14 protein-coding genes are annotated in these 18,070 nt (G+C 73.1%); 6 read left to right on the top strand and 8 right to left on the bottom strand.

The window, feature by feature from the left end; genetic code table 11:
* Positions 1-1,009: hypothetical protein (locus tag ACTWQE_RS21745; protein WP_443330686.1), on the bottom strand; the 1,009-nt coding region annotated here is incomplete at its 3' end.
* A 472-nt stretch (positions 1,010-1,481) separates the two neighbouring features.
* Positions 1,482-1,883, bottom strand: coding sequence for a roadblock/LC7 domain-containing protein (locus tag ACTWQE_RS21740; protein WP_443330685.1), 402 nt, complete (start codon positions 1,881-1,883; stop codon positions 1,482-1,484).
* Positions 1,884-2,390: 507 nt separating this feature from the next.
* Between ACTWQE_RS21740 and ACTWQE_RS21735 the strand changes: the two genes are divergently transcribed.
* Together ACTWQE_RS21735 and ACTWQE_RS21730 are read left to right on the top strand one after the other, a co-directional pair.
* Positions 2,391-4,229 carry a transketolase gene (locus ACTWQE_RS21735; RefSeq protein WP_443330684.1) on the top strand — a complete coding sequence of 613 codons (1,839 nt, stop codon included), beginning with the start codon at positions 2,391-2,393 and terminating at the stop codon, positions 4,227-4,229.
* 320 nt (positions 4,230-4,549) lie between these two features.
* Positions 4,550-6,859 (top strand): hypothetical protein, encoded by a 2,310-nt coding sequence (locus ACTWQE_RS21730; protein ID WP_443330683.1) that lies wholly within the window; start codon positions 4,550-4,552, stop codon positions 6,857-6,859.
* Between the two features lie 320 nt (positions 6,860-7,179).
* Here the strand turns inward: ACTWQE_RS21730 and ACTWQE_RS21725 are convergent, their stop codons facing one another.
* Positions 7,180-9,573 carry a GH92 family glycosyl hydrolase gene (locus ACTWQE_RS21725; protein ID WP_443330682.1) on the bottom strand — a complete coding sequence of 798 codons (2,394 nt, stop codon included), beginning with the start codon at positions 9,571-9,573 and terminating at the stop codon, positions 7,180-7,182.
* 374 nt (positions 9,574-9,947) lie between these two features.
* Between ACTWQE_RS21725 and ACTWQE_RS21720 the strand changes: the two genes are divergently transcribed.
* The 3 genes from ACTWQE_RS21720 to ACTWQE_RS21710 all read left to right on the top strand — a co-directional run bounded on the left by ACTWQE_RS21720 (position 9,948) and on the right by ACTWQE_RS21710 (position 13,766).
* Positions 9,948-11,258, top strand: coding sequence for an NAD(P)/FAD-dependent oxidoreductase (locus ACTWQE_RS21720; protein WP_443330681.1), 1,311 nt, complete (start codon positions 9,948-9,950; stop codon positions 11,256-11,258).
* Positions 11,259-11,501: 243 nt separating this feature from the next.
* Positions 11,502-12,368, top strand: a complete 867-nt coding sequence (locus tag ACTWQE_RS21715; RefSeq protein ID WP_443330680.1) for an Fpg/Nei family DNA glycosylase — start codon at positions 11,502-11,504, stop codon at positions 12,366-12,368.
* A gap of 597 nt (positions 12,369-12,965) precedes the next feature.
* On the top strand, positions 12,966-13,766 hold the full coding sequence (locus ACTWQE_RS21710; protein WP_443330679.1) for a CAP domain-containing protein: 801 nt from the start codon (positions 12,966-12,968) through the stop codon (positions 13,764-13,766).
* 285 nt (positions 13,767-14,051) lie between these two features.
* Here the strand turns inward: ACTWQE_RS21710 and ACTWQE_RS21705 are convergent, their stop codons facing one another.
* Genes ACTWQE_RS21705 through ACTWQE_RS21695 form a run of 3 tightly spaced genes read right to left on the bottom strand, consistent with a single transcriptional unit; the run spans position 14,052 to position 16,608 of the window.
* On the bottom strand, positions 14,052-15,476 hold the full coding sequence (locus ACTWQE_RS21705) for a sensor histidine kinase (protein WP_443330678.1): 1,425 nt from the start codon (positions 15,474-15,476) through the stop codon (positions 14,052-14,054).
* Positions 15,473-16,204: a response regulator transcription factor gene (locus ACTWQE_RS21700; RefSeq protein WP_443330677.1), complete on the bottom strand. Its 732-nt coding sequence runs from the start codon at positions 16,202-16,204 to the stop codon at positions 15,473-15,475. Before ACTWQE_RS21700 ends, ACTWQE_RS21705 begins: the two co-directional genes overlap by 4 nt.
* A 53-nt stretch (positions 16,205-16,257) precedes the next feature.
* Positions 16,258-16,608: a hypothetical protein gene (locus ACTWQE_RS21695; protein ID WP_443330675.1), complete on the bottom strand. Its 351-nt coding sequence runs from the start codon at positions 16,606-16,608 to the stop codon at positions 16,258-16,260.
* Here ACTWQE_RS21695 and ACTWQE_RS21690 point away from each other — a divergent pair.
* A complete protein-coding gene (locus ACTWQE_RS21690; RefSeq protein ID WP_443330674.1) occupies positions 16,598-16,819 on the top strand; it encodes a hypothetical protein in 222 nt (73 codons plus the stop codon). The two genes, ACTWQE_RS21695 and ACTWQE_RS21690, sit on opposite strands and share 11 nt — an antisense overlap.
* Positions 16,820-16,828: 9 nt before the next feature.
* On the opposite strand, the gene ACTWQE_RS21685 is transcribed toward ACTWQE_RS21690, so the two are convergent.
* On the bottom strand, positions 16,829-17,290 hold the full coding sequence (locus ACTWQE_RS21685) for a universal stress protein (protein WP_443330673.1): 462 nt from the start codon (positions 17,288-17,290) through the stop codon (positions 16,829-16,831).
* 10 nt (positions 17,291-17,300) lie between these two features.
* Entirely contained in the window at positions 17,301-18,008 is a 708-nt protein-coding gene (locus ACTWQE_RS21680) for a class F sortase (RefSeq protein ID WP_443330672.1), read from the bottom strand.
* Between the last annotated feature and the right edge of the window lie 62 nt (positions 18,009-18,070).

Here is an 18,070-nt window from a genome sequence, read left to right as displayed (position 1 = left end):
TGCCCGTGGTCTCTGCGCCGGGGACGGGGGCGGGGGAGACGCCGGAGCTGCCAAGGCCCGGGGCGGGCCCGGAACTGCCGGGCCCCGAGACGGTGCTCGTCCTGTCTGTGGTCGGGGCGGAGTTGCCCGTAAGGCCTGCACCCGGGGCGGGGGCGGTGCCCATGCTGCTGGGGCCCGGGGCGGAGACCGCGCCGTTACCGCCGTCGCCTGGGACCGTGCTCGTCCTGACGCCGCCCGGGGCGGAGTTGCCCGTAGGGCCTGGGTCCGGGAGGGGGAAGGCGCCCGTGCTGCCCGGGGCGGGGAACGAGTCGGCCGCTCCCGGGACGGGAAACGCTGCCGTCTCCAACCCCGCGCCGAGCAGGAGGTGTTCGCCGTGGGGCAGTCCCGCCATGGCCAGCGCCCGCCGGTGCAGGTCCACCAGCGGCGGGCGGGCCGTCGCGGGCCGGAGGATCTCCGAGACGGCTCGGCTGTAGGCCGGGGAGGCGACGGCCCGGCGCTCGGGCGGCGGGGCCACGGTTCCGTACAGATCCACACCGCCGAGGCTCAGCGCCCCCGGACGCGCCCGGAGATGGGCCCATGCGCCCGCGTCGGTCACCAGGTCGGCCAGCATCGCCGTACTGCCCGCCGGTCGGTGCTGGAGCTCGGCGGTCAGCCAGTGCCACGGGAACCCGGTGTAGCGCACGGTCGTCGCCGAGGTGCGCGCCAGTGCGAGATGCGGCAGATGCTGTTTGCGGTCGAGGGTCAGCTGCCCGATGAGATGGATGAGCAGGGGCCCGGGGAAGGCCGCGGCGGTGCGCAGCCGGGTCAGTACGACCTGTGGATCGGCGGGGTCCACCAGCTCCACCACACTCGCCCCGGCCGTCCCCGTGAGCACACGCGGCGGTACGGCCGCGAGTGCCGGAAGCACGGCGGTGGTGTCCATCAGACGGCCCTTGCCGACGGGGGCTGCCGCAATCAGCAGCGCGGTCCCCGGCACCGTCTCCACCGTCTCGTCCCCGTTGATCGCCACAGGAGCACCGTATCGCTCCCGCGCCCGCCTCTGGCCGGGTCGGCCCATGAAAGGATGCAGTTGGGCAGGGCATGAGGGTGCCCAGCAGGTCCGGGCCGGACGGGCCGTACGTCTCTCGCCGTCCTGGTGAACTCCCGGCGCCCGTGCGCTGACGGAGCCGGCGCACCGTACCCCCGGGCGCGCGTACGAGTCCGTGGAACGGGCAGCCGGACGGCAGCGTGCCGCTTGGCGACAACGGCCTTGCAGGCCATAGCCCTTCACCACCAGGAGTCGGATGCGGCGCCATGAACAACCGCCGCCGTGGCCCCCTGCCCGCTCGGTGGCCGAAACCCGTCCGTGCTATCGGTCGGCCAACTCCGTCCGCCGTCGAGGAAAGCCGGACCGGGCCACCGGGCGGACGGGCGGCATGACGCCATCCCCCACGCCGGCCTCCTGCGGTGAACCCGTCCGCGCTCGGCGGGCGGGCGACCGGCTACCGGGCGGGAGCGACGAGATACGGGCGGACGCTCTTCACCAGCAGAGCCATCTCATAGGCGAGCACGGCCGCGTCCGCATCACGCTCGGCCATGACGGCCAGACAGGCACCGGAACCGGCGTGGGACACGTACAACAGGGTGGTGTCCAGTTCCACCACGACCTGCCGTACTTCGCCCCCGTCCCCGAACCGCTTTCCGGCGCTGCGGGCGAGACAGTGGAGACCGGAGGCCAGGGCGGCCATGTGATCGGCGCTGTCGGTGTCGAGGCCGTGCACGGCCTTCACGAGTCCGTCGGAGGACAACAGCAGCACATTGCGCGTGTGGGGCACACGCTGGACGAGGCCGGTCAGCAGCCAGGAAAGGTCCGTGGTCCGACCGGTGCGCAGGTCGCTCACCATGGTGATCTTCTCCTCGGGGGTGGGGCCGGGGCTGGAGAGCTGGTGGCTGCCCGCTCTCCGCGAAGGTGTGTACGGGGCCTCTCGTCCGCTGTGCCAGGAGGGCCGGCGGGAGGGAGGCCCCGTCGGAGCCGGGCCCGTATCGCTGCGTCGGCCGTCGCCCCATGAGACGGTGACCCACCGTGTCCGTCACCCGTCGGAAGCGTGGGCCGACGCGGCTCCCCTTGCGCGGTACGGGTAGGGGCTTCGGGCATCGCAGGCCTCTCGATCAGCCAGGACGAACGCGGGGGGCGCAATCACCGCAGGCTAATCACCAACCCGCGGGCGAGACCTGTCACTTGGTTGCTTCGCCACCCTGCGCCACCCTCTTGGGAGCGAGGCCCTCGCACACGGTTCGGAAGCGTGTCGAATGAAGGTTCGCGATCTGGGGGGCGTGATGGATCACGACCGTCCTGTGTGGGGCCCCCGCGCCTGGGTACTCGCGTCAGCCCCTGAGCGCGGAGGACGGACATGGATGACGAACAGCTGCGCGAGCTGGGACAGCAGCTCCGCGTCGATTCGGTACGCGCCGCCGATGCCGCCGGTTCCGGTCACCCCACGTCGTCGATGTCGGCGGCGGACCTCATGGCCGTACTGCTGGCACGGCATCTGCAGTACTCCTTCGACCGGCCGGAGCACCCCGGCAACGACCATCTGATCTTTTCCAAGGGCCATGCGTCACCCTTGCTCTACTCCATGTACAAGGCGGCCGGGGCGATCCCCGACGACGAGCTGCTGAGTTTCCGCAGACTCGGCAGCAGGCTGGAAGGGCATCCGACGCCCGTGCTCCCCTGGGTCGACGTGGCCACCGGGGCCCTCGGGCAGGGGCTGCCGGTCGGCGCCGGTGTCGCCTGGGCGGGTAAGCGGCTGGACCGGCTGCCGTACCGCGTGTGGGTGCTGTGCGGGGACAGCGAGATGGCGGAGGGCTCGATGTGGGAGGCGTTCGAACACGCCGGGCACGAGCGGCTGGACAACCTCACGGCCGTGATCGATGTCAACCGCCTCGGCCAGCGCGGCCCCACCCGCCACGAGTGGGACCTCGACGCGTACGCCCGGCGCATCCAGGCCTTCGGCTGGCACACCGTCGAGATCGACGGCCATGACGTCGGCGCCATCGAGGAGGCGTACGCCGAGGCCCGGAGCACGGCCCTGCGGCCCACCGCGATCATCGCGCGGACGATGAAGGGCCGGGGGGTGCGGGCTCTGGAGGACCGGGAGGGCTTCCACGGCAAGCCCGTGCCGGATGCCGCCGAGGCGATCGCGGAGCTGGGGGGCGTACGCCATGTGAAGGTCGATGTGAACCCGCCGCCCGAGGTCCGCGAGCCCCAGCGTCCCTCGACCCCTCTGGAGCTGCCCCGGTACGACCTCGGGGACAAGGCCGCGACCCGTACGGCGTACGGGCAGGCACTCGCGGCGCTCGGTGCCGCGCGTGAGGACGTCGTGGCCCTCGACGGCGAGGTCGGCGACTCCACCCGGACCGAGTACTTCGCCAAGGAGAACCCGGACCGCTACTTCGAGTGCTACATCGCCGAGCAGCAACTCGTCGCCTCGGGCGTGGGGATGCAGGCGCGCGGGTGGACCCCGTATGTCGCCACCTTCGCGGCCTTCCTCACCCGGGCCCACGACTTCCTGCGCATGGCCTCGGTGAGCCGAGCCGATCTCGCGGTGGTGGGTTCGCACGCGGGTGTGGCCATCGGCGAGGACGGGCCGTCCCAGATGGGGCTGGAGGACCTCGCGATGTTCCGTGCGATCCACGACAGCACCGTGCTCTACCCCTGCGACGCCAACCAGACCGCCCGCCTGGTGGCCGCGTTGGCGGACCGTCCCGGAGTCGGCTATCTGCGCACCACCCGCGGCGACACCCCGGTCATCTACGGCCCCGACGAGGAGTTCCCGGTCGGCGGCAGCAAGGTGCTGCGCTCCTCGGACGCGGACCGGGTCACCCTGGTCGCCGCGGGAGTGACCGTCCACGAGGCGCTGGCAGCGGCCGGCACGCTGGCCGAAGAGGGCATCGCCGCGAGGGTGATCGACCTCTACTCGCTCAAGCCGGCCGACACCGCCACACTGCGGGCGGCCGCCGAGGCGACCGGCTGTCTGATCACCGTCGAGGATCACCACCCCGAGGGCGGACTGGGCGACGCGGTGGCCGAGGTATTCACCGACGGCCGTCCGGTGCCGCCCCGGCTCGTCCGGCTGGCCGTACGCGCCATGCCGGCCTCCGCCACGCCGGAGGAACAGCTGCACGCGGCCGACATCGACGCGTCCGCCGTCGTCGCGGCCGCGCGCCGGCTCGTGGGCATGGCGGCCTGAGACCCGGCCGGGCCCACCTGCGACCGAGCCGCATGCCTCACCGGCTGGGGCCCACTCCGGCGGGGCTTCACCGTGGGGGCCGGGCCTGTCCTCAGGGGGCTCATGTCTCGCCGGGGCGTGTCTGTCCTCAGCCGGGCGTCACGCCCTGACCGGCTGGGGCCTGCACCCAGCGCGGCATACCCGCCGACTGCACCAACGGCTCGCATCACCTGACCACGCCGACGTGGGTTCCCTTCCCCCTCACCCGCATGGGTCCCACCGCTGGCCGCCCCGTCCGTCACCTTCCAGGGTCGGAGAGGGGAGCCAGCGGAGAGGGGACCATGAGCCGCACGCCCGTACCGGCGCCGACAGGCAGCACGGCGCTGTCCCGCCAGCCGTTGCGCCGCCGAGCCGTGCGGTGGACGGCGTTCGTCGTCGTCGTGTTCTCCACGGTCGTCCTCGTCGCCGCCGGCACGGTGCGCAGTACCGCCCTCAACCGCGGCTACTACCAGGAGGTCCTGGACGAACAGCGGGCGTACGACCGGCTCTACGACGAGGTCCTCGTGGATCCGGAATCCTCCGACGTCGCCCGGGAACTCCTCGCCAGGCTCCCCGTGCCCCAGGGCGTGGTCACCTCCAACCTCAAGACCGTGCTGCCGCCCACGGCCGTCCGGGCCCTGACCGACCAGCAGATCGGCAACGCCGTCGGCTATCTGCGCGGAGACCAACCGGCGCTGCGTATGACGGCCGATCTGAAACCGGTGCTCGCCAACCTGGGCGATCTGATCAGGATCTACTTCGGTGACTTCTTCGAAGCGGTGCAGGAGCAGCCCGCGGACGACCTGCAGGCGATCGCGGCGGGGCTGCGCGGGGCCGTCGGCGCCCAGCGGGCCCATGCGCTGCCCGCCCGGGTGCTCGCACCACGGGACGTTCCGGCCGCCACGGACGCCGTGCTGCTCTCCACCGTGCCGGTCGGCGCCCGGGACGCCCTCAGACCCGGCCTCGCGGCCGCGCTCGGAACAGCCGACACACCGGGCGAGCCACGCACACCGGGCACACGTACGCCGAACACACCAGACAAACCGAGCGCATCGGACGGGCCGGGCACACCCCCCGCACGGCCACTGGCCGGGGCGCCGGCCTCCGACGGCGGCGCGTCCGGCCCCCTGCATGTCGTCACCGACGGCCGACACGTGAAGGTCGTCGCGGATCTCGACCATCCCCGTGCCGACGGACTCACCGTGGTGCGCAAGGCCCGCTCCATCACCCAGCTGGGGCTGGGCCCCGGCCAGACGCTGACCGTGATCTGCGGAGCTCTCGCGCTGCTGGTGCTCTGGGCCGCCGTGCCCGGCACCGTCGCCCGCCGGATGACGGCCGTCGGTACGGCCCTGGCCACCGGGGGGGCCCTCGCCGCGACCGCCGTGGGCATCGGCCGGCTCTTCGCCCGGGACGCCATGGTCGCCCCGTCCCCGCACTGGCCGCACTCGCTCGCCCGGCTGGTCGAGGACGTCCAGGTCACGGCCGCCGACCGGCTGACGGCCGCCGGGCTGCTCGCCGCCGCCGTACCGCTGGCGGCCGGGCTGCTCCTGGCCTCCGCCGGCCTGCTGTGGCGCGCTGCCGGGAGGCGCCGGGCCGGGGCCGTGAGGCGCGGGTCCCCGCGGGTGTGGGCCGTGACGGCGGGCGTCGCCGTGATCGCAGCCTCCGGGGCGGCGCTCGCGCCCGCGGCGATCGGCGGTTCCGTACCACGCCGTTGCCAGGGATACGCCACCCTGTGCGACCGGCGGTACGACGAAGTGGCCCAACTCGCCGCGCACAACGCCATGTCGACCACCGAGGACCGCTTCATCGGCCCGCTCCAGGACCCTGGCATCACCGGCCAGCTCGACGCAGGCGTACGCGCGCTCCTCATCGACACCCACACCTGGGAGACACCCGGCGAAGTCGCCGAGCAGCTACGGGAATCGGGCGTCCTCCCCGACACGGAGGCCGACCTCTCCCGCCTTCTCGGCCGCATCAATCCGCCGCGCGGCGGTCTGTGGCTGTGCCACTCGGTCTGCCGCGGCGGAGCCGTCGCGCTCGTCCCCGCGCTCCGGAAGGTCGGCGCCTGGCTGGAGGCCCATCCGGGCGAGATCGTCACGCTGATCGTCCAGGACGGCATCAGCGGCGAGGACACCGCGCGAGCCTTCCACGAGGCGGGCCTGGAGCACCTGCTGTACGTGCCGGACAGCGACCCCCGCCGGCCGTGGCCGACGCTGGGCGAGATGGTCGACAGCGGCCGGCGCCTGGTGGTCTTCGCCGAGCGGTCCGACGGTCCCGCACCCTGGTACCGCAACTTCTACCGGTACGGCATGGAGACGCCGTACTCCTTCAGCAGCCCGCGGGACATGTCCTGCGCGCCCAACCGCGGCGGAAGGGACAAGCGGCTGTTCCTGCTCAACCACTTCGTCACCGTGGGCGGCGGAAGCCGGCTCGACGCCGGCGAGGTCAACAGCCGCCGCCGGGTGCTGGAGCGGGTTCGCGCCTGTGAGCGGGAGCGTGGCCGGCCGGTCACCTTCGTCGCCGTCGACTACACCACGATCGGGGACGCGCGAGGCGCCGTCGACGCCCTCAACGCCACCCGCACGGCCCACCGGAGGGACACCTACCGATAGGGCGCGCCGACGACGACAGGCGGCGGCGCCGTTGCCGCCCTGGCCGTGACCCTCCCGGCCACGGGTCGTACCCGCCGGGCGGCTCCCGGTCCTCCGGCCAGGGGGGCCGCCATACGACAGGGGGCCGCCATACGACGGTGTGAGGCTGCGCCGGCGCTGCTGGCGGGCCTTGAGCTGCGTGGCCACCGGCGTCGTGACCCGCCGGCCGCCGCCCGGTCCTCCGGCTCGGAGGCGGGCCGACAGTCAACCGCCGCCCAGGAGCCACCACCACCGCCACCTCCGGGCAGAGACCCTCGCCCGCCGCCCGCGCCGCGGGCGGCTCAGGGGCCGCTCGGTGGGGCATCACCCGCGTCTGTGCCCCAGCGCGACGGCCGGGCGCCGACGCGGAAGGACAGATCCCGCCCCGCCCGGATGTCCTCCGTCCTGATCCAGGTACGCGCCAGGTCCCTGCCGCCCGCGCTCACCGACTGCACGTAGCGCCGGTCACCGGCGCCCGGTGCCGAGATCCGGAAGCTGCCGCGGGGATACCAGCGGCGGTCCAACGCAAGGTCCACCCGGTCGAAGGCCGGTGTCGACAGCCCCCAGACGTCCGTGCCCGGAAAGACCGGGTACACGCCCAGCGAGGAGAGCACCAGCCACGACGACATGGCGCCCAGGTCCTCGTTGCCCGTGACGCCGTCGGGAGCGTCCGTGAAGAGAGTCGACGCCGCATCGACCACCTCCGTCGTCCTCCAGGGCTTCCCCGTCCACAGGTAGGTGTACGGGGCGTGGAGGTCCGTCTCGTTCCGCGGGTTGTACTTGTCCGCGGTGTAGTAGTCGTACGCGCCGCTGACCCACCGCTCGCGTGCCGTGCCCGCCGGGTCCGAGCGCAGCTGGTCGTAGGCGAAGAAGGAGTCGAGCCGCCGCTCCGTCGCCGCCCGGCCTCCCAGCAGGGAGACCAGACCGGGCAGATCCTGCGGCACCAGCCAGGTGTACTGCCAGGACGTGCCCTCGTGGAATCCCTTGCCCTGCGCGGGATCGGCGGGACCGGTGAACGCGCCCTTGTCATCGCGCGGGCGGAAGAAGCCCGTGGACGGGTCGAAGACCTTGCGGTAGTTCTGTGCACGGGTGGCATAGCGCCCGGCGTCCGCCCCGTGCCCCAGCTCCCGTGCCATCCCGGCCAGCGCGGCGTCGGCGAGCGCGTACTCCAGGGTCGCGGAGCCGCCGTGGTGATAGTCGGAGTCCCCCGGCTTCCGCTTCGCCCGCTTCGGCAGATGGGGGACGAAGCCCTGCGCGAGATACTCGCGGTTGCCCTCCCGGCCGACGTACGGGGAGTCCACCGGCGGCACCCCGTCCGCGTTCTTCACCAGAGCGCGGTAGGTCCTCTCCTCATGGCCCGTCAGCAGGCCCTGCCGGTAGGCGTTGGTGAGGAACGGCGTCACCGGGTCGCCGGTCATGATGTTCGTCTCGACCGGGCCGTAGCCCCACTTGGGGAGCCAGCCGCCCTGCTCGTCCACCGTCAGCAACGACAGCGCCATGTCCCGCAGCTCCTGCGGGGCGAGCAGGGCGAGCAGCTGCGCCTGGGTGCGATAGCTGTCCCACAGCGACCAGTTCTGGTAGTAAGTGAAGCCCTCCGCACGGTGCGCCTCCCCGTCCCAGCCGGTGTAACGGCCGTCGACGTCCTGACCGGTGTTGGGGTGGAGCAGGGCCCGGTAGAGGGCGGAGTAGAAGGTGCGCCGCCGCTCCTCGCCGCCGCCCCGCACCCGGACCTGCGCGAGCCTCTCCTCCCAGGCGCCCCGCGCCGCGGCCGTCGCCATGTCGAAGGAGCCCTGCCCCTCCGCGTCCAGGTTCCGGGACGCACCCACCGGGTCGACGTAGCTGATGGCGGTGGTGGCCTCCACATCGCGGTCTCCGCCGGTGGTGTCGAAGCGGACGTACCCGCCACGGCGTCCGGAGCCCGCGGAGGAGTCGCTGCCGGCGGTGACCTCGTCGCCTGTCCAGGTGCCGTACGAGGCGAACGGCCGGTCGAAGCGGGTGATGGTGTGGACCGTGTACGGCTCGGTCTTCTTGCAGAAACCGTTGCCGGTGATGCTGGCGGCGACCGTGCGCTCGTCCAGGATCCGGATCCGGCTGTCGGTGACCTTGTGCAGCGCCTGGCCCGTGTTGAGCAGCACATTGGCCTTGCGGGTGGAGGGGAAGGTGTAGCGGTGGCGGCCGGTGTGCTCGGTGGCGCTCAGCTCGGAGGTGATCCCGCCGTATCCGGCCAGGCGGACCTTGTAGTAACCGGGCGAGGCGGTCTCCTCGTCATGGGTGAACGCGGAGGCGTAGTCCGCGTTGTCGGTGGCGGTGATGTTCCCCGTGGTGGGCATGACGGGAAGATCGCCGCCGATGCCGCAGCCGGCACCGGCCAGATGGACGGACGAGAAACCTCGGATACGGGAGTCGTCCCAGTCGTATCCGGTGGTGTGGCCCGTGTCGGGGGAGAGCTGGACCATCCCGAAGGGGACCGTGGCGCCGGGGAACACATTCCCGTCGTCACGGGTGCCGATGAAGGGGTTGACGAGATCGGTGAGCCCGCCGCGGCGGCCATGGTCGGCATCCGCCGCGGCGGGGGCGGTGAGGACCGCGGCGAGCAGGGCCACAGCGACGGCGGCCCGGACAGGGCGGGCGCCCCCGACCGGGGCTGGGCGCGTACGCCGCTGCGCGCGGCTTCCGCTGCGCTGGGTCCTTGCCATGAACGGCCTCCACCCGAGGTGAGACAACGTTGTCAGAGCCTGTCAGGCTGGCTGGCCGGCGGTGGCAAGTCAAGGATCGGCCGCTCTCCGCGAGTTGGGGCACCCGGAAGCGTGCCGCGCCATGCCGCGGGGCACCGCGAGGACGGGCGCCCCACGGGCTGCCTCGGCCATGCCACGGACCGGACCATCTCCCGGGGCGTCCGTGCCCACAGTGAACGCACGCCCTGGACTGCGCACTTCATGCCGCCCGGGTCGGGATACCGGCCGGATGAGACCCCCTGGGTGACCGGATGAGGCCCCCGGGTGATTCGGCGTGGAGGAAGAGGGAACCCGGAGCCGCGGAACCGTCCATGTCGATCCGCTGGGGAATGAACATGAGCCGACCGCGCATCGTGATCATCGGAGCCGGCTTCGCCGGATACCAGACCGCTCGTACGCTGGCCCGCCTTGCCCGGGGGGCGGCGGAGATCGTCCTGGTCAACCCCACCGACTACTTTCTTTACGTACCGCTGCTGCCCGAGGTGGCGACCGGCATCCTCGAGCCCCGCCGCGTGTCGGTGTCGCTCGTCGGAACCCTGCCGGAGGCCCGGCTCGTCCTCGGCACGGCCGACTGGGTCGACCTCGACCGGCGCCGCGTCGGCGTCACCGATCCCGAGGGCAGCCACCTCGAGGTCGGCTACGACCGGCTGGTCCTCGCGGCGGGCAGTGTGAACAAGCTGCTGCCCGTCCCCGGTGTCACCGAGCACGCCCACGGATTCCGCGGGATGCCCGAGGCGCTGTATCTGCGGGATCACATCACCCGCCAGATCGAGCTGGCCGGTGCGAGCGACGACGCCCAGGAGCGCGCCGCACGCTGCACGTTCGTCGTCGTCGGCGCGGGTTACACCGGCACCGAGGTGGCCGCCAACGGCAAGCTGTTCACCGACGAGCTCGCCCGTCAGCACCCGGAGCTCCGTCTCCAGGAGCCACCGCGCTGGCTGCTTCTCGACGTGGCGCCGCGGGTGCTGCCCGAACTGGCCGAGCACATGTCCGAGACCGCTACCCGGGTGCTGACCGGGCGCGGAGTGGAGGTGGGTACGGGCACCTCGGTGGAGGAGGCGACCAAGGAGGGGGTGCACCTCACCGACGGCCGGTTCGTGCCCAGCCGCACGCTCGTCTGGTGTGTCGGCGTACGCCCCGACCCGCTCGTCGAGGACCTGGGGCTGCCGACGGAGAGGGGGCGGCTGGTCGTCGACGAGTACCTCACCGTCCCCGGCCACCCGGAGGTGTTCGCCTGCGGTGATGCCGCGGCGGTGCCCGACCTCACCAAGCCCGGCAAGATCACCCCGATGACCGCCCAGCACGCGGCCCGCCAGGGCAAGAGGGCCGCGCACAATATCGCCGCCTCCTTCGGGCATGGCGAGCGCCGCCCGTACGAACACCGTGACCTGGGCTTCGTTGTCGACCTCGGCGGATTCAAGGCGGCGGCGAACCCTCTGGGGGTAGCGATGTCCGGCCCCCTCGCCAAGACGGTGACCCGTGGCTACCACCTGATGGCCATGCCCGGAAACCGGGTGCGGGTCGGGGCCGACTGGCTGCTGGACGCGGTGCTCCCGCGCCAGGCCGTACAGCTCGGTCTGGTGCGCTCCGACGCCGTCCCCCTGGAGAACGCCGCGCCGGAGACCCCGGTGCTCCGGCGGTCCTGATCTCCGCGGCATCGGTACGGTGCCCCTGACTCCCGCGCGGCGTCCGTACGGCGCCCCTGATCTCTGCGGCATCGGTACGGTGCCCCTGACTCCCGCGGCGTCCCTACGCTGCGCCTGATCTCCGCGGGATCCCGTACGGCCGGCCGGATCTGTGCGGCGCGACCGCCCGGCCGCCCGCCTCCGCCGCATCCGTACGGCCGTTTGATCCGCACGGCTCGGGCGGTGCTGGGGCAGACTGGGGGCATGCCGGAACTGCCGGAGGTCGAAGCTCTCACCGGGTTCCTCGCCGAGCATCTCGTGGGCCGGTCGGTCGCCCGGGTGCAGCCTGTGGCGGTCAGCGTCCTCAAGACCTACGACCCGCCGGTCACCGCGCTCGAGGGGCTGACCTTCACCGCCGCCCGGCGCCATGGGAAGTTCCTCGATCTGACTGCCGACGGACTGCATCTGGTCGTCCACCTGGCCCGGGCGGGCTGGCTGCAGTGGCGGGAGAACCTGCCGGCGGCCCCGCCCCGCCGGGGCAAGGGCCCGCTGGCGCTGCGGCTGCACCTGGCCGAGCCCGAGGGGACCGGCTTCGACCTGACCGAGGCGGGCACGCAGAAGCGCCTCGCCGTCCATGTCGTGCACGACCCCGCCGAGGTGCCGGGTATCGCCCGGCTCGGCATCGACCCGCTCGCCGGTGACTTCACCGAGGAGGCGTTCGCCGGGCTGCTGCGTGACGAGCGCCGCCAGATCAAGGGGGTGCTCCGCGACCAGAGCGTGCTCGCCGGAATCGGGAACGCCTACTCGGACGAGATCCTGCATGTGGCGCGGATGTCCCCGTTCAAGCTCGCGGCGAGCCTGGACGGGGAGGAGACGGCGCGGCTGTACGAGGCTGTGGGGACGACCCTGCGCGAGGCGGTCGAGCGGTCCCACGGGCTGGCGGCCGGAAAGCTGAAGGCCGAGAAGAAGAGCGGGCTGCGGGTGCACGGCCGCACCGGCGAGCCGTGCCCCGTCTGCGGGGACACGATCCGCGAGGTGTCCTTCAGCGACTCCTCGCTCCAGTACTGCCCCACCTGCCAGACGGGCGGCAAACCGCTCGCGGACCGCCGTATGTCCCGCCTCCTGAAGTAAGCGGAACCGAGCCGGATCCCGGGTCCCGGGCCCCGGCCTCCAGGTCCGGTTCTCGGTGCCGCCTTCGGCGGACCGCTCCGCGCTCGCCGGTCCGGAGTGGCGGCGCCATGGGCGACGGTCCCGGCCGGGGTGAAGATAGGGCGCCGATGATGCCGCCGACGCCGACGCCGACGCCGACGCCGATGATGCCGCCGACGCCGAGGCCCCGGCGCACCCGCAGACCCGCGCCCGTGGATGGCGGTGGGCTGTCACAACCCCGGGGCCCGGTCGAGCCGTTGGCCCGCACCGCCTTCGGCCCCCGTGATGTGCTCGACCGCCTCCCGGCGCGGGGCGCCCTGTGCTCTCCGGAGCCCGGCCATGCGATGCCCTCTCCGTCGACAGCTGACGGCCGTTCATCGTCGCGCAGCCGTACGGGGACGGGTGGACGCCGTTCCGGGAAAGTGCGGGCGGTGATCCGAAGCCATGTCTGAGCGAAGTCTTATGGGTTCTTGAAGATCTCGTTCGAACGATGATCCGACCGGAGTGGCCCCCTAGGCTCGGCGAGGTCGGCCGATGACCAACCGGCACCCCCGCAGAACCCCCGGAGGAACGACCACCATGAGCTCCCGCCAGGGCAGACGCCCGACCTCCCACCGGCGTACCGACCGCGCGGCCGGACTGCCGCTCCGGCGGCTGGCACTGGCAGCCGGCGCGCTCACGGTCGTCGCGGGCGTCGGCACCGCGGCGGCGATGGTGGCCCCCGGTGGTGAGGAGGCACCGGTGGCCGAAGCACGGCCCGCGACGGGCGGCCCCGCGTCCTCGGCGTCCCCCATGGCCGAGGAAGCGGAGCCGACCAGCGCCTCCCCGACGGCGTCCAAGAGCCCGTCGGAGCGGCGGAAGAAGGCCTCGGCCAAGCCGAGCCCGCGGCGTACGGTGCAGAAGGCGACCCGGGCGGCCCCGGAGCCGAGTGCCACCCGGTCCGTCACGGCGGAGCCCCGGCGGGACCCGGTCGTCACCAAGGCCCCGGCCGCCGCGACCGGTGAGGCGGCCCGGATTCTCCAGCTGGTCAACAAGGAGCGGGCGTCGGCGGGCTGCAGCCCCCTCACCGCCAACGCGAAACTGTCGGCCGCCGCCGAGAAGTACAGCGATGTCATGGCCGAGTCCGGGGTGATGTCCCACACCGGACCGGACGGCTCCTCCATGACCGACCGTGTGGAGCGGGAGGGCTACTCCTGGTCCGCGATAGGCGAGAACATAGCCCAGGGGCAGCCGGACGCCGAAGCGGTCATGGACGCCTGGATGAACAGCTCGGGCCACCGCGCGAACATACTCAACTGCAACTTCAAGGAGCTGGGCGTCGGCTTTCACGAGGGCGACGGCGGCCCCTGGTGGACCCAGGACTTCGGCACCAGCCGCTAGTGCTGTGACCGGGCGGCAAACCTTCCCGGTCACAGGACCAGGTCTCTTGATCACGAGCGTGGTTGACGCGGGGCGGGCTTGATCCATGGCGAAGACCTCCCATGCGGTGGAGGTGTCCACCGCACAGCGAAGGTCTTCGTGTCCCACCGTCATGCCCGCCTGGCCGTTCCGGGCGGCGGACGCTGGTCCGGCGTCTCCGTGCGGGGCGTCCGGTCGCCCGCGTGACACACGAAAGGGGCCCGCGGGGGCGCCCCGGCCGTGCGGCGCTCCCCGGCCGGGGAGGGCTCAGTCCGGGCGGGGTTCGCGGGCCCGGGACAGCTGGGACGGGGACGACCGCCGGGTGCGCCGTGACGAGCGGCCCAGCCCCCGTTTCGTCTCGGCCGCCAGACCCAGCGTCACCTGCACCTGCGCGCCGCCCATCGGGCCGCGAGTGATCCGTACGTGCCCGCGCGTGGCCCGGGTGGCGCGGTGCGCGATGTCCAACCCCAGGCCCGTCGAGCCGCCGACGCTCACGCCCCGGGCGAGCGCCAGGCCCGGGTCCGCGATGCCCGGGCCGGCGTCGTCCACCGCGAGAACCACCGCCTGAGCCGTGCGCTCCACGCGTACGGCGAACGCCGTCCCCTCGGGCGTGTGCTGGAAGACATTGCCGATCAGCGCGTCGACGACCGCCGCGAGATCGTCGTACGGCAGCCGGACCGGAGTGGGTTCGGCCGTGGCGTAGAGCCTGCAGGAGCGCCCCTGCTGCTCGGCCAGCACCGACCAGAACTCCACCCGCGCCCGGACCACCCCCGAGACCTCGCACCGCTCGTCGGGCCCGCCCGGGGCGGTGGCGCGCTGCCGCTCCCGGAGGTCGGTGGCAGCCCCCAGCGGCCCGACAGCGAGCGGTGTCCGCGCGGCGGAGATGATCGAGTCCAGCTCGGTCTCCAGCTGGGTGATCGCGGCGGTGAGCCGTTCCGCGCCGGGAGCCGAACCGATCCGCTCGGCCTCCAGATGCAGTGCGGTCAGCGGTGTCCGGAGCCGGTGCGACAGATCGGCGACCAGTTCGCGCTCCATCGCCAGCAGCTGTACGACCCGGTCCGCCATCGAGTTGAACGCGGTGCCCGCCTCCTGGAGCTCCGGCGGCCCCGCCGGTTCGACCCGCACCTCCAGATCGCCCGCCCCCAGGGCGTTCGAGGCCTGCGACAGGCTCCGCGAGGACCGTACGACCCGGGCCCCCAGCCGGTCGGCGACGACCACCGATCCACCGACCAGCCCCACCGCCAGCAGCGACATGACGACCCAGGACAGCGCGACCCCCCGGTCGAGGTCCGAGCGCGGTACGAAGGACTCGACCACGGCGACCCTGTTCTTGGCCAGGATCACGGGCTGGAGGTAGACCCATCCGTCGGCCGTGCCGAGGGCCAGCGTCTCCCGCTCCCGCTCGGCCCGGTCCAGGCCGGCCTCCGGGGCGTGCTCCGCCCCGATGACGTCGCCGCCCGGAAGGTGCACCCCCAGCCGGTCCCCGGCGTCCAGACCCGATACGGCCTGCTGCACATCGGAGGGCCGGGTGGTCAGCGCGAGCACGGGAGCCAGCGCGGCGGCCCGCTGCTCGGCCTCCGTCGTCGCCCGGCCGCGTGCCTCGGACTGGACGAGCAGGGCGAGCGGTATCAGGAAGGAGAGCGCCACCATGGAGGTCACCGCGAGCGCGACCCCGGCGAGAGCGCGTCTCATCTCGGCGCCACCAGCTTGATCCCGATGCCCCGCACGGTGTGCAGATAGCGGGGCTGCGCCGCACGCTCGCCGAGTTTGCGGCGCAGCGCCGAAAGATGGACGTCGATGGTCTGGTCCTCGACATACGGCTGGCGCCAGACGTCGGCGAGGATCCGCCGCCGCGAGACCACCTGGTCGGCGTGGGCCGCCAGATAGGCCAGCAGATCGAACTCCCGCCGCGTCAGCCGCAGTTCCTGCCCTGCCAGATGCGCCGTACGGGCCGCGGGGTCGACCACCAGCTCCCCGACCTGGAGTGCCCGGTGCGCCGCCGCCGGGACTGCGCCGGCCTGCTCGGCCCCGCCCGCGGGATACGGCACCGCTGCGGGCGGGGCCGTACGCCGCAGCACCGCGCCGAGACGGGCGGCGAGCTGCCCGCCGGAGAACGGCTTGACCACATAGTCGTCGGCGCCCGCGTTGAGCAGTTTGATCACTTCGGCGTCGTCGTCCCGGGCGGTGGCGACCACCACGGGGACCTGTGAGATTCCTCGCAGCATCCGCAGCACGTCCGTGCCGTCCAGATCCGGCAGCCCGAGATCCAGCACGACGACGTCCGGCGGCCGCTGCGTCACCTCGCGCAGCGCCTCGAACCCCTGCGACGCACTGTGCACCACATGGCCGTGAGCCGAGAGCACTTCGATCAGTGCGCTGCGTATCACGGGGTCGTCCTCGACGAGAAGCACGGATGCCATGACCCAGCACGGTAGCCGGTCCGCCAGTATGGTGTCGTGTCCCGGTACCTGCGCTACCTGCTCATATGGCTGTCCTGCACCGCCGTCAGCGTCACGGCGGTGATTCTCACGGTCCATTTCGTGGTGGGATCGACCAAGCCGACCCCACCGGTGGCGCGCTCGGCGCCGACGGTCTTCGCCTCGCCGTCCGGGCAGACGCACCGGCCGAGCAAGCCCCCGAAGCCGAGCCGGTCCCCGAGCATCGGTAAGCCGACTTCCAAGCCCTCTCCGAGGCCGTCCGCCACGAGCAGGACGCCCCGGCCCACCCCTGCGCCCTCGAAAACGGCGAAGCCCGGCCCGGGCGGCGCGGGCCCGACGGCGGGGGGCGGCGACTGCGGTGAGGGCGGCTCGGGAGTGCACACCATCCAGTCCGTCGGAGGGCAGGCCTCCGTACGCTTCGGCAGCGACGGGGTGTGCCTGGTCTCCGCCATCCCGACCCGCGGCTTCACGGTCCGTACGTCCCAGACCGAGCCCACCACGCTGAGTGTGACGTTCTCCGGCGACCGCCGGGAGTCCGTGATCACCGCGACCACGGAGCCCGAGGACAAGGCCACGGTCCGCGAGACGTCGTGGTAGCCGGACGTTCTACGGGACGACGGTGACCGGCCAGCGGCCGGCCTTCACCAGACGGACCGCGACCGATCCGATGATGCGGTGCCCGGCCTGCTCGGAGGCGCCGACCACCACGGCGTCCGCCCTGAGTTCGTCCGCCGCCCGCACCAGTCCGCTGAAGGGGTCGCCGCGGAAGGTGTGAAACTCCCAGCGCACGTCGTAGATGCCGCGCAGCCGCTCGGCGGCGGCTCTGATCTCGGCCATCAGCTCCTCGGCGACCTCCGTGGTCGTCTCCACGACCGGGCCGCCCAGTGCCGCCCCCGCGGCGAGGACCGGCTGTACGTACACGATCGCGAGCAGTGCGTTCTGCCGCCGTGCCAGTCCCGATGCGTACGCGGCAGCACGCCACGAGGACTCGGAGCCGTCCACTCCGGCGACGATCACTTTGGGGCCGTCCGTTCCGCGCTCGAACGGCGCGGGCACCTTGTCGTCCACACCGGCGAGGCTATCCGGGCCCGGCCTCGGTGGACCGGCCGGGCCTCACCAGGTGTGCGTAGACGACCACGTTGGCCTGGTAGCCGGACGTCCGGGAGAAGGCTCCGCCGCAGGTGATCAGGCGGAGCTCCGGGCGGGTGGTCGGGCCGTAGACCCGGCGGTCCGGAAAGTGGTCCTTGGAGTGGATCTCCACGGCGTCGACCGCGAACACCGCCCGGCTGCCGTCGGCCCGGTCCACCTCGATCGTGTGGTTCCGGCGCAGGGAGCCGAGAGCGAAGAAGACCGCCCGCCCGCGGGCGGTGTCGACATGACCGGCCATCACGGCGTTCCCGCGCTGGCCGGGCGACGGGCCGTCCGCGTACCAGCCCGCCAGATTGCCGCGCCCGGCGGGCGGGGTCTGCAGCCGCCCCGAGGCGTCCAGGGACAGCCGGACCACGGGTGCGCTGACGCCGATGGCGGGGATCCGTACGCGCACGGGCTCCGCATGGCTCATCGGCGCGCCCGGGAGGCGGTCCGGGCCCGCGGGGCCCTGCCCGGCCGCGGCTTCCGACGCGGAGGGCTGGGGCGGCGGGTCCTGGGCGCCGCCCAGCAACCAGGCGCCTGCCAGCAGTGCGGTGATCACGGCCGCGGTGCCCCAGCGCCCCGTGCTCTCCGGCTCCGGACCGCCCCGGTTCGTCCTTCCGCCCCGGTCCGTCCTCCCGGCCTTGGCCCGGCTCACGCCCGTGTCCGTCCTCCGCCTGTCCGCGCTCCCGTCCCTGTCCGCCGGCCCGCCCATGTCCG

The sequence above is a fragment of the Streptomyces sp. 8N706 genome (assembly GCF_052245415.1).
Classification (GTDB): Bacteria; Actinomycetota; Actinomycetes; order Streptomycetales; family Streptomycetaceae; genus Streptomyces.
This window is presented reverse-complemented; position numbering and strand designations above follow the sequence as displayed.

What these genes read in the sequence shown, in the direction of transcription:
- ACTWQE_RS21695 (WP_443330675.1), bottom strand. Translation starts at nt 16,608, where the DNA reads ATGGTGTGCACTCCCGAGCCGCCCTCACCGCAGTCGCCGCCCCCCGCC.
- ACTWQE_RS21715 (WP_443330680.1), top strand. Translation starts at nt 11,502, where the DNA reads ATGCCGGAACTGCCGGAGGTCGAAGCTCTCACCGGGTTCCTCGCCGAG.
- ACTWQE_RS21735 (WP_443330684.1), top strand. Translation starts at nt 2,391, where the DNA reads ATGGATGACGAACAGCTGCGCGAGCTGGGACAGCAGCTCCGCGTCGAT.
- ACTWQE_RS21740 (WP_443330685.1), bottom strand. Translation starts at nt 1,883, where the DNA reads ATGGTGAGCGACCTGCGCACCGGTCGGACCACGGACCTTTCCTGGCTG.
- ACTWQE_RS21700 (WP_443330677.1), bottom strand. Translation starts at nt 16,204, where the DNA reads ATGGCATCCGTGCTTCTCGTCGAGGACGACCCCGTGATACGCAGCGCA.
- ACTWQE_RS21710 (WP_443330679.1), top strand. Translation starts at nt 12,966, where the DNA reads ATGAGCTCCCGCCAGGGCAGACGCCCGACCTCCCACCGGCGTACCGAC.
- ACTWQE_RS21705 (WP_443330678.1), bottom strand. Translation starts at nt 15,476, where the DNA reads ATGAGACGCGCTCTCGCCGGGGTCGCGCTCGCGGTGACCTCCATGGTG.
- ACTWQE_RS21725 (WP_443330682.1), bottom strand. Translation starts at nt 9,573, where the DNA reads ATGGCAAGGACCCAGCGCAGCGGAAGCCGCGCGCAGCGGCGTACGCGC.
- ACTWQE_RS21720 (WP_443330681.1), top strand. Translation starts at nt 9,948, where the DNA reads ATGAGCCGACCGCGCATCGTGATCATCGGAGCCGGCTTCGCCGGATAC.
- ACTWQE_RS21730 (WP_443330683.1), top strand. Translation starts at nt 4,550, where the DNA reads ATGAGCCGCACGCCCGTACCGGCGCCGACAGGCAGCACGGCGCTGTCC.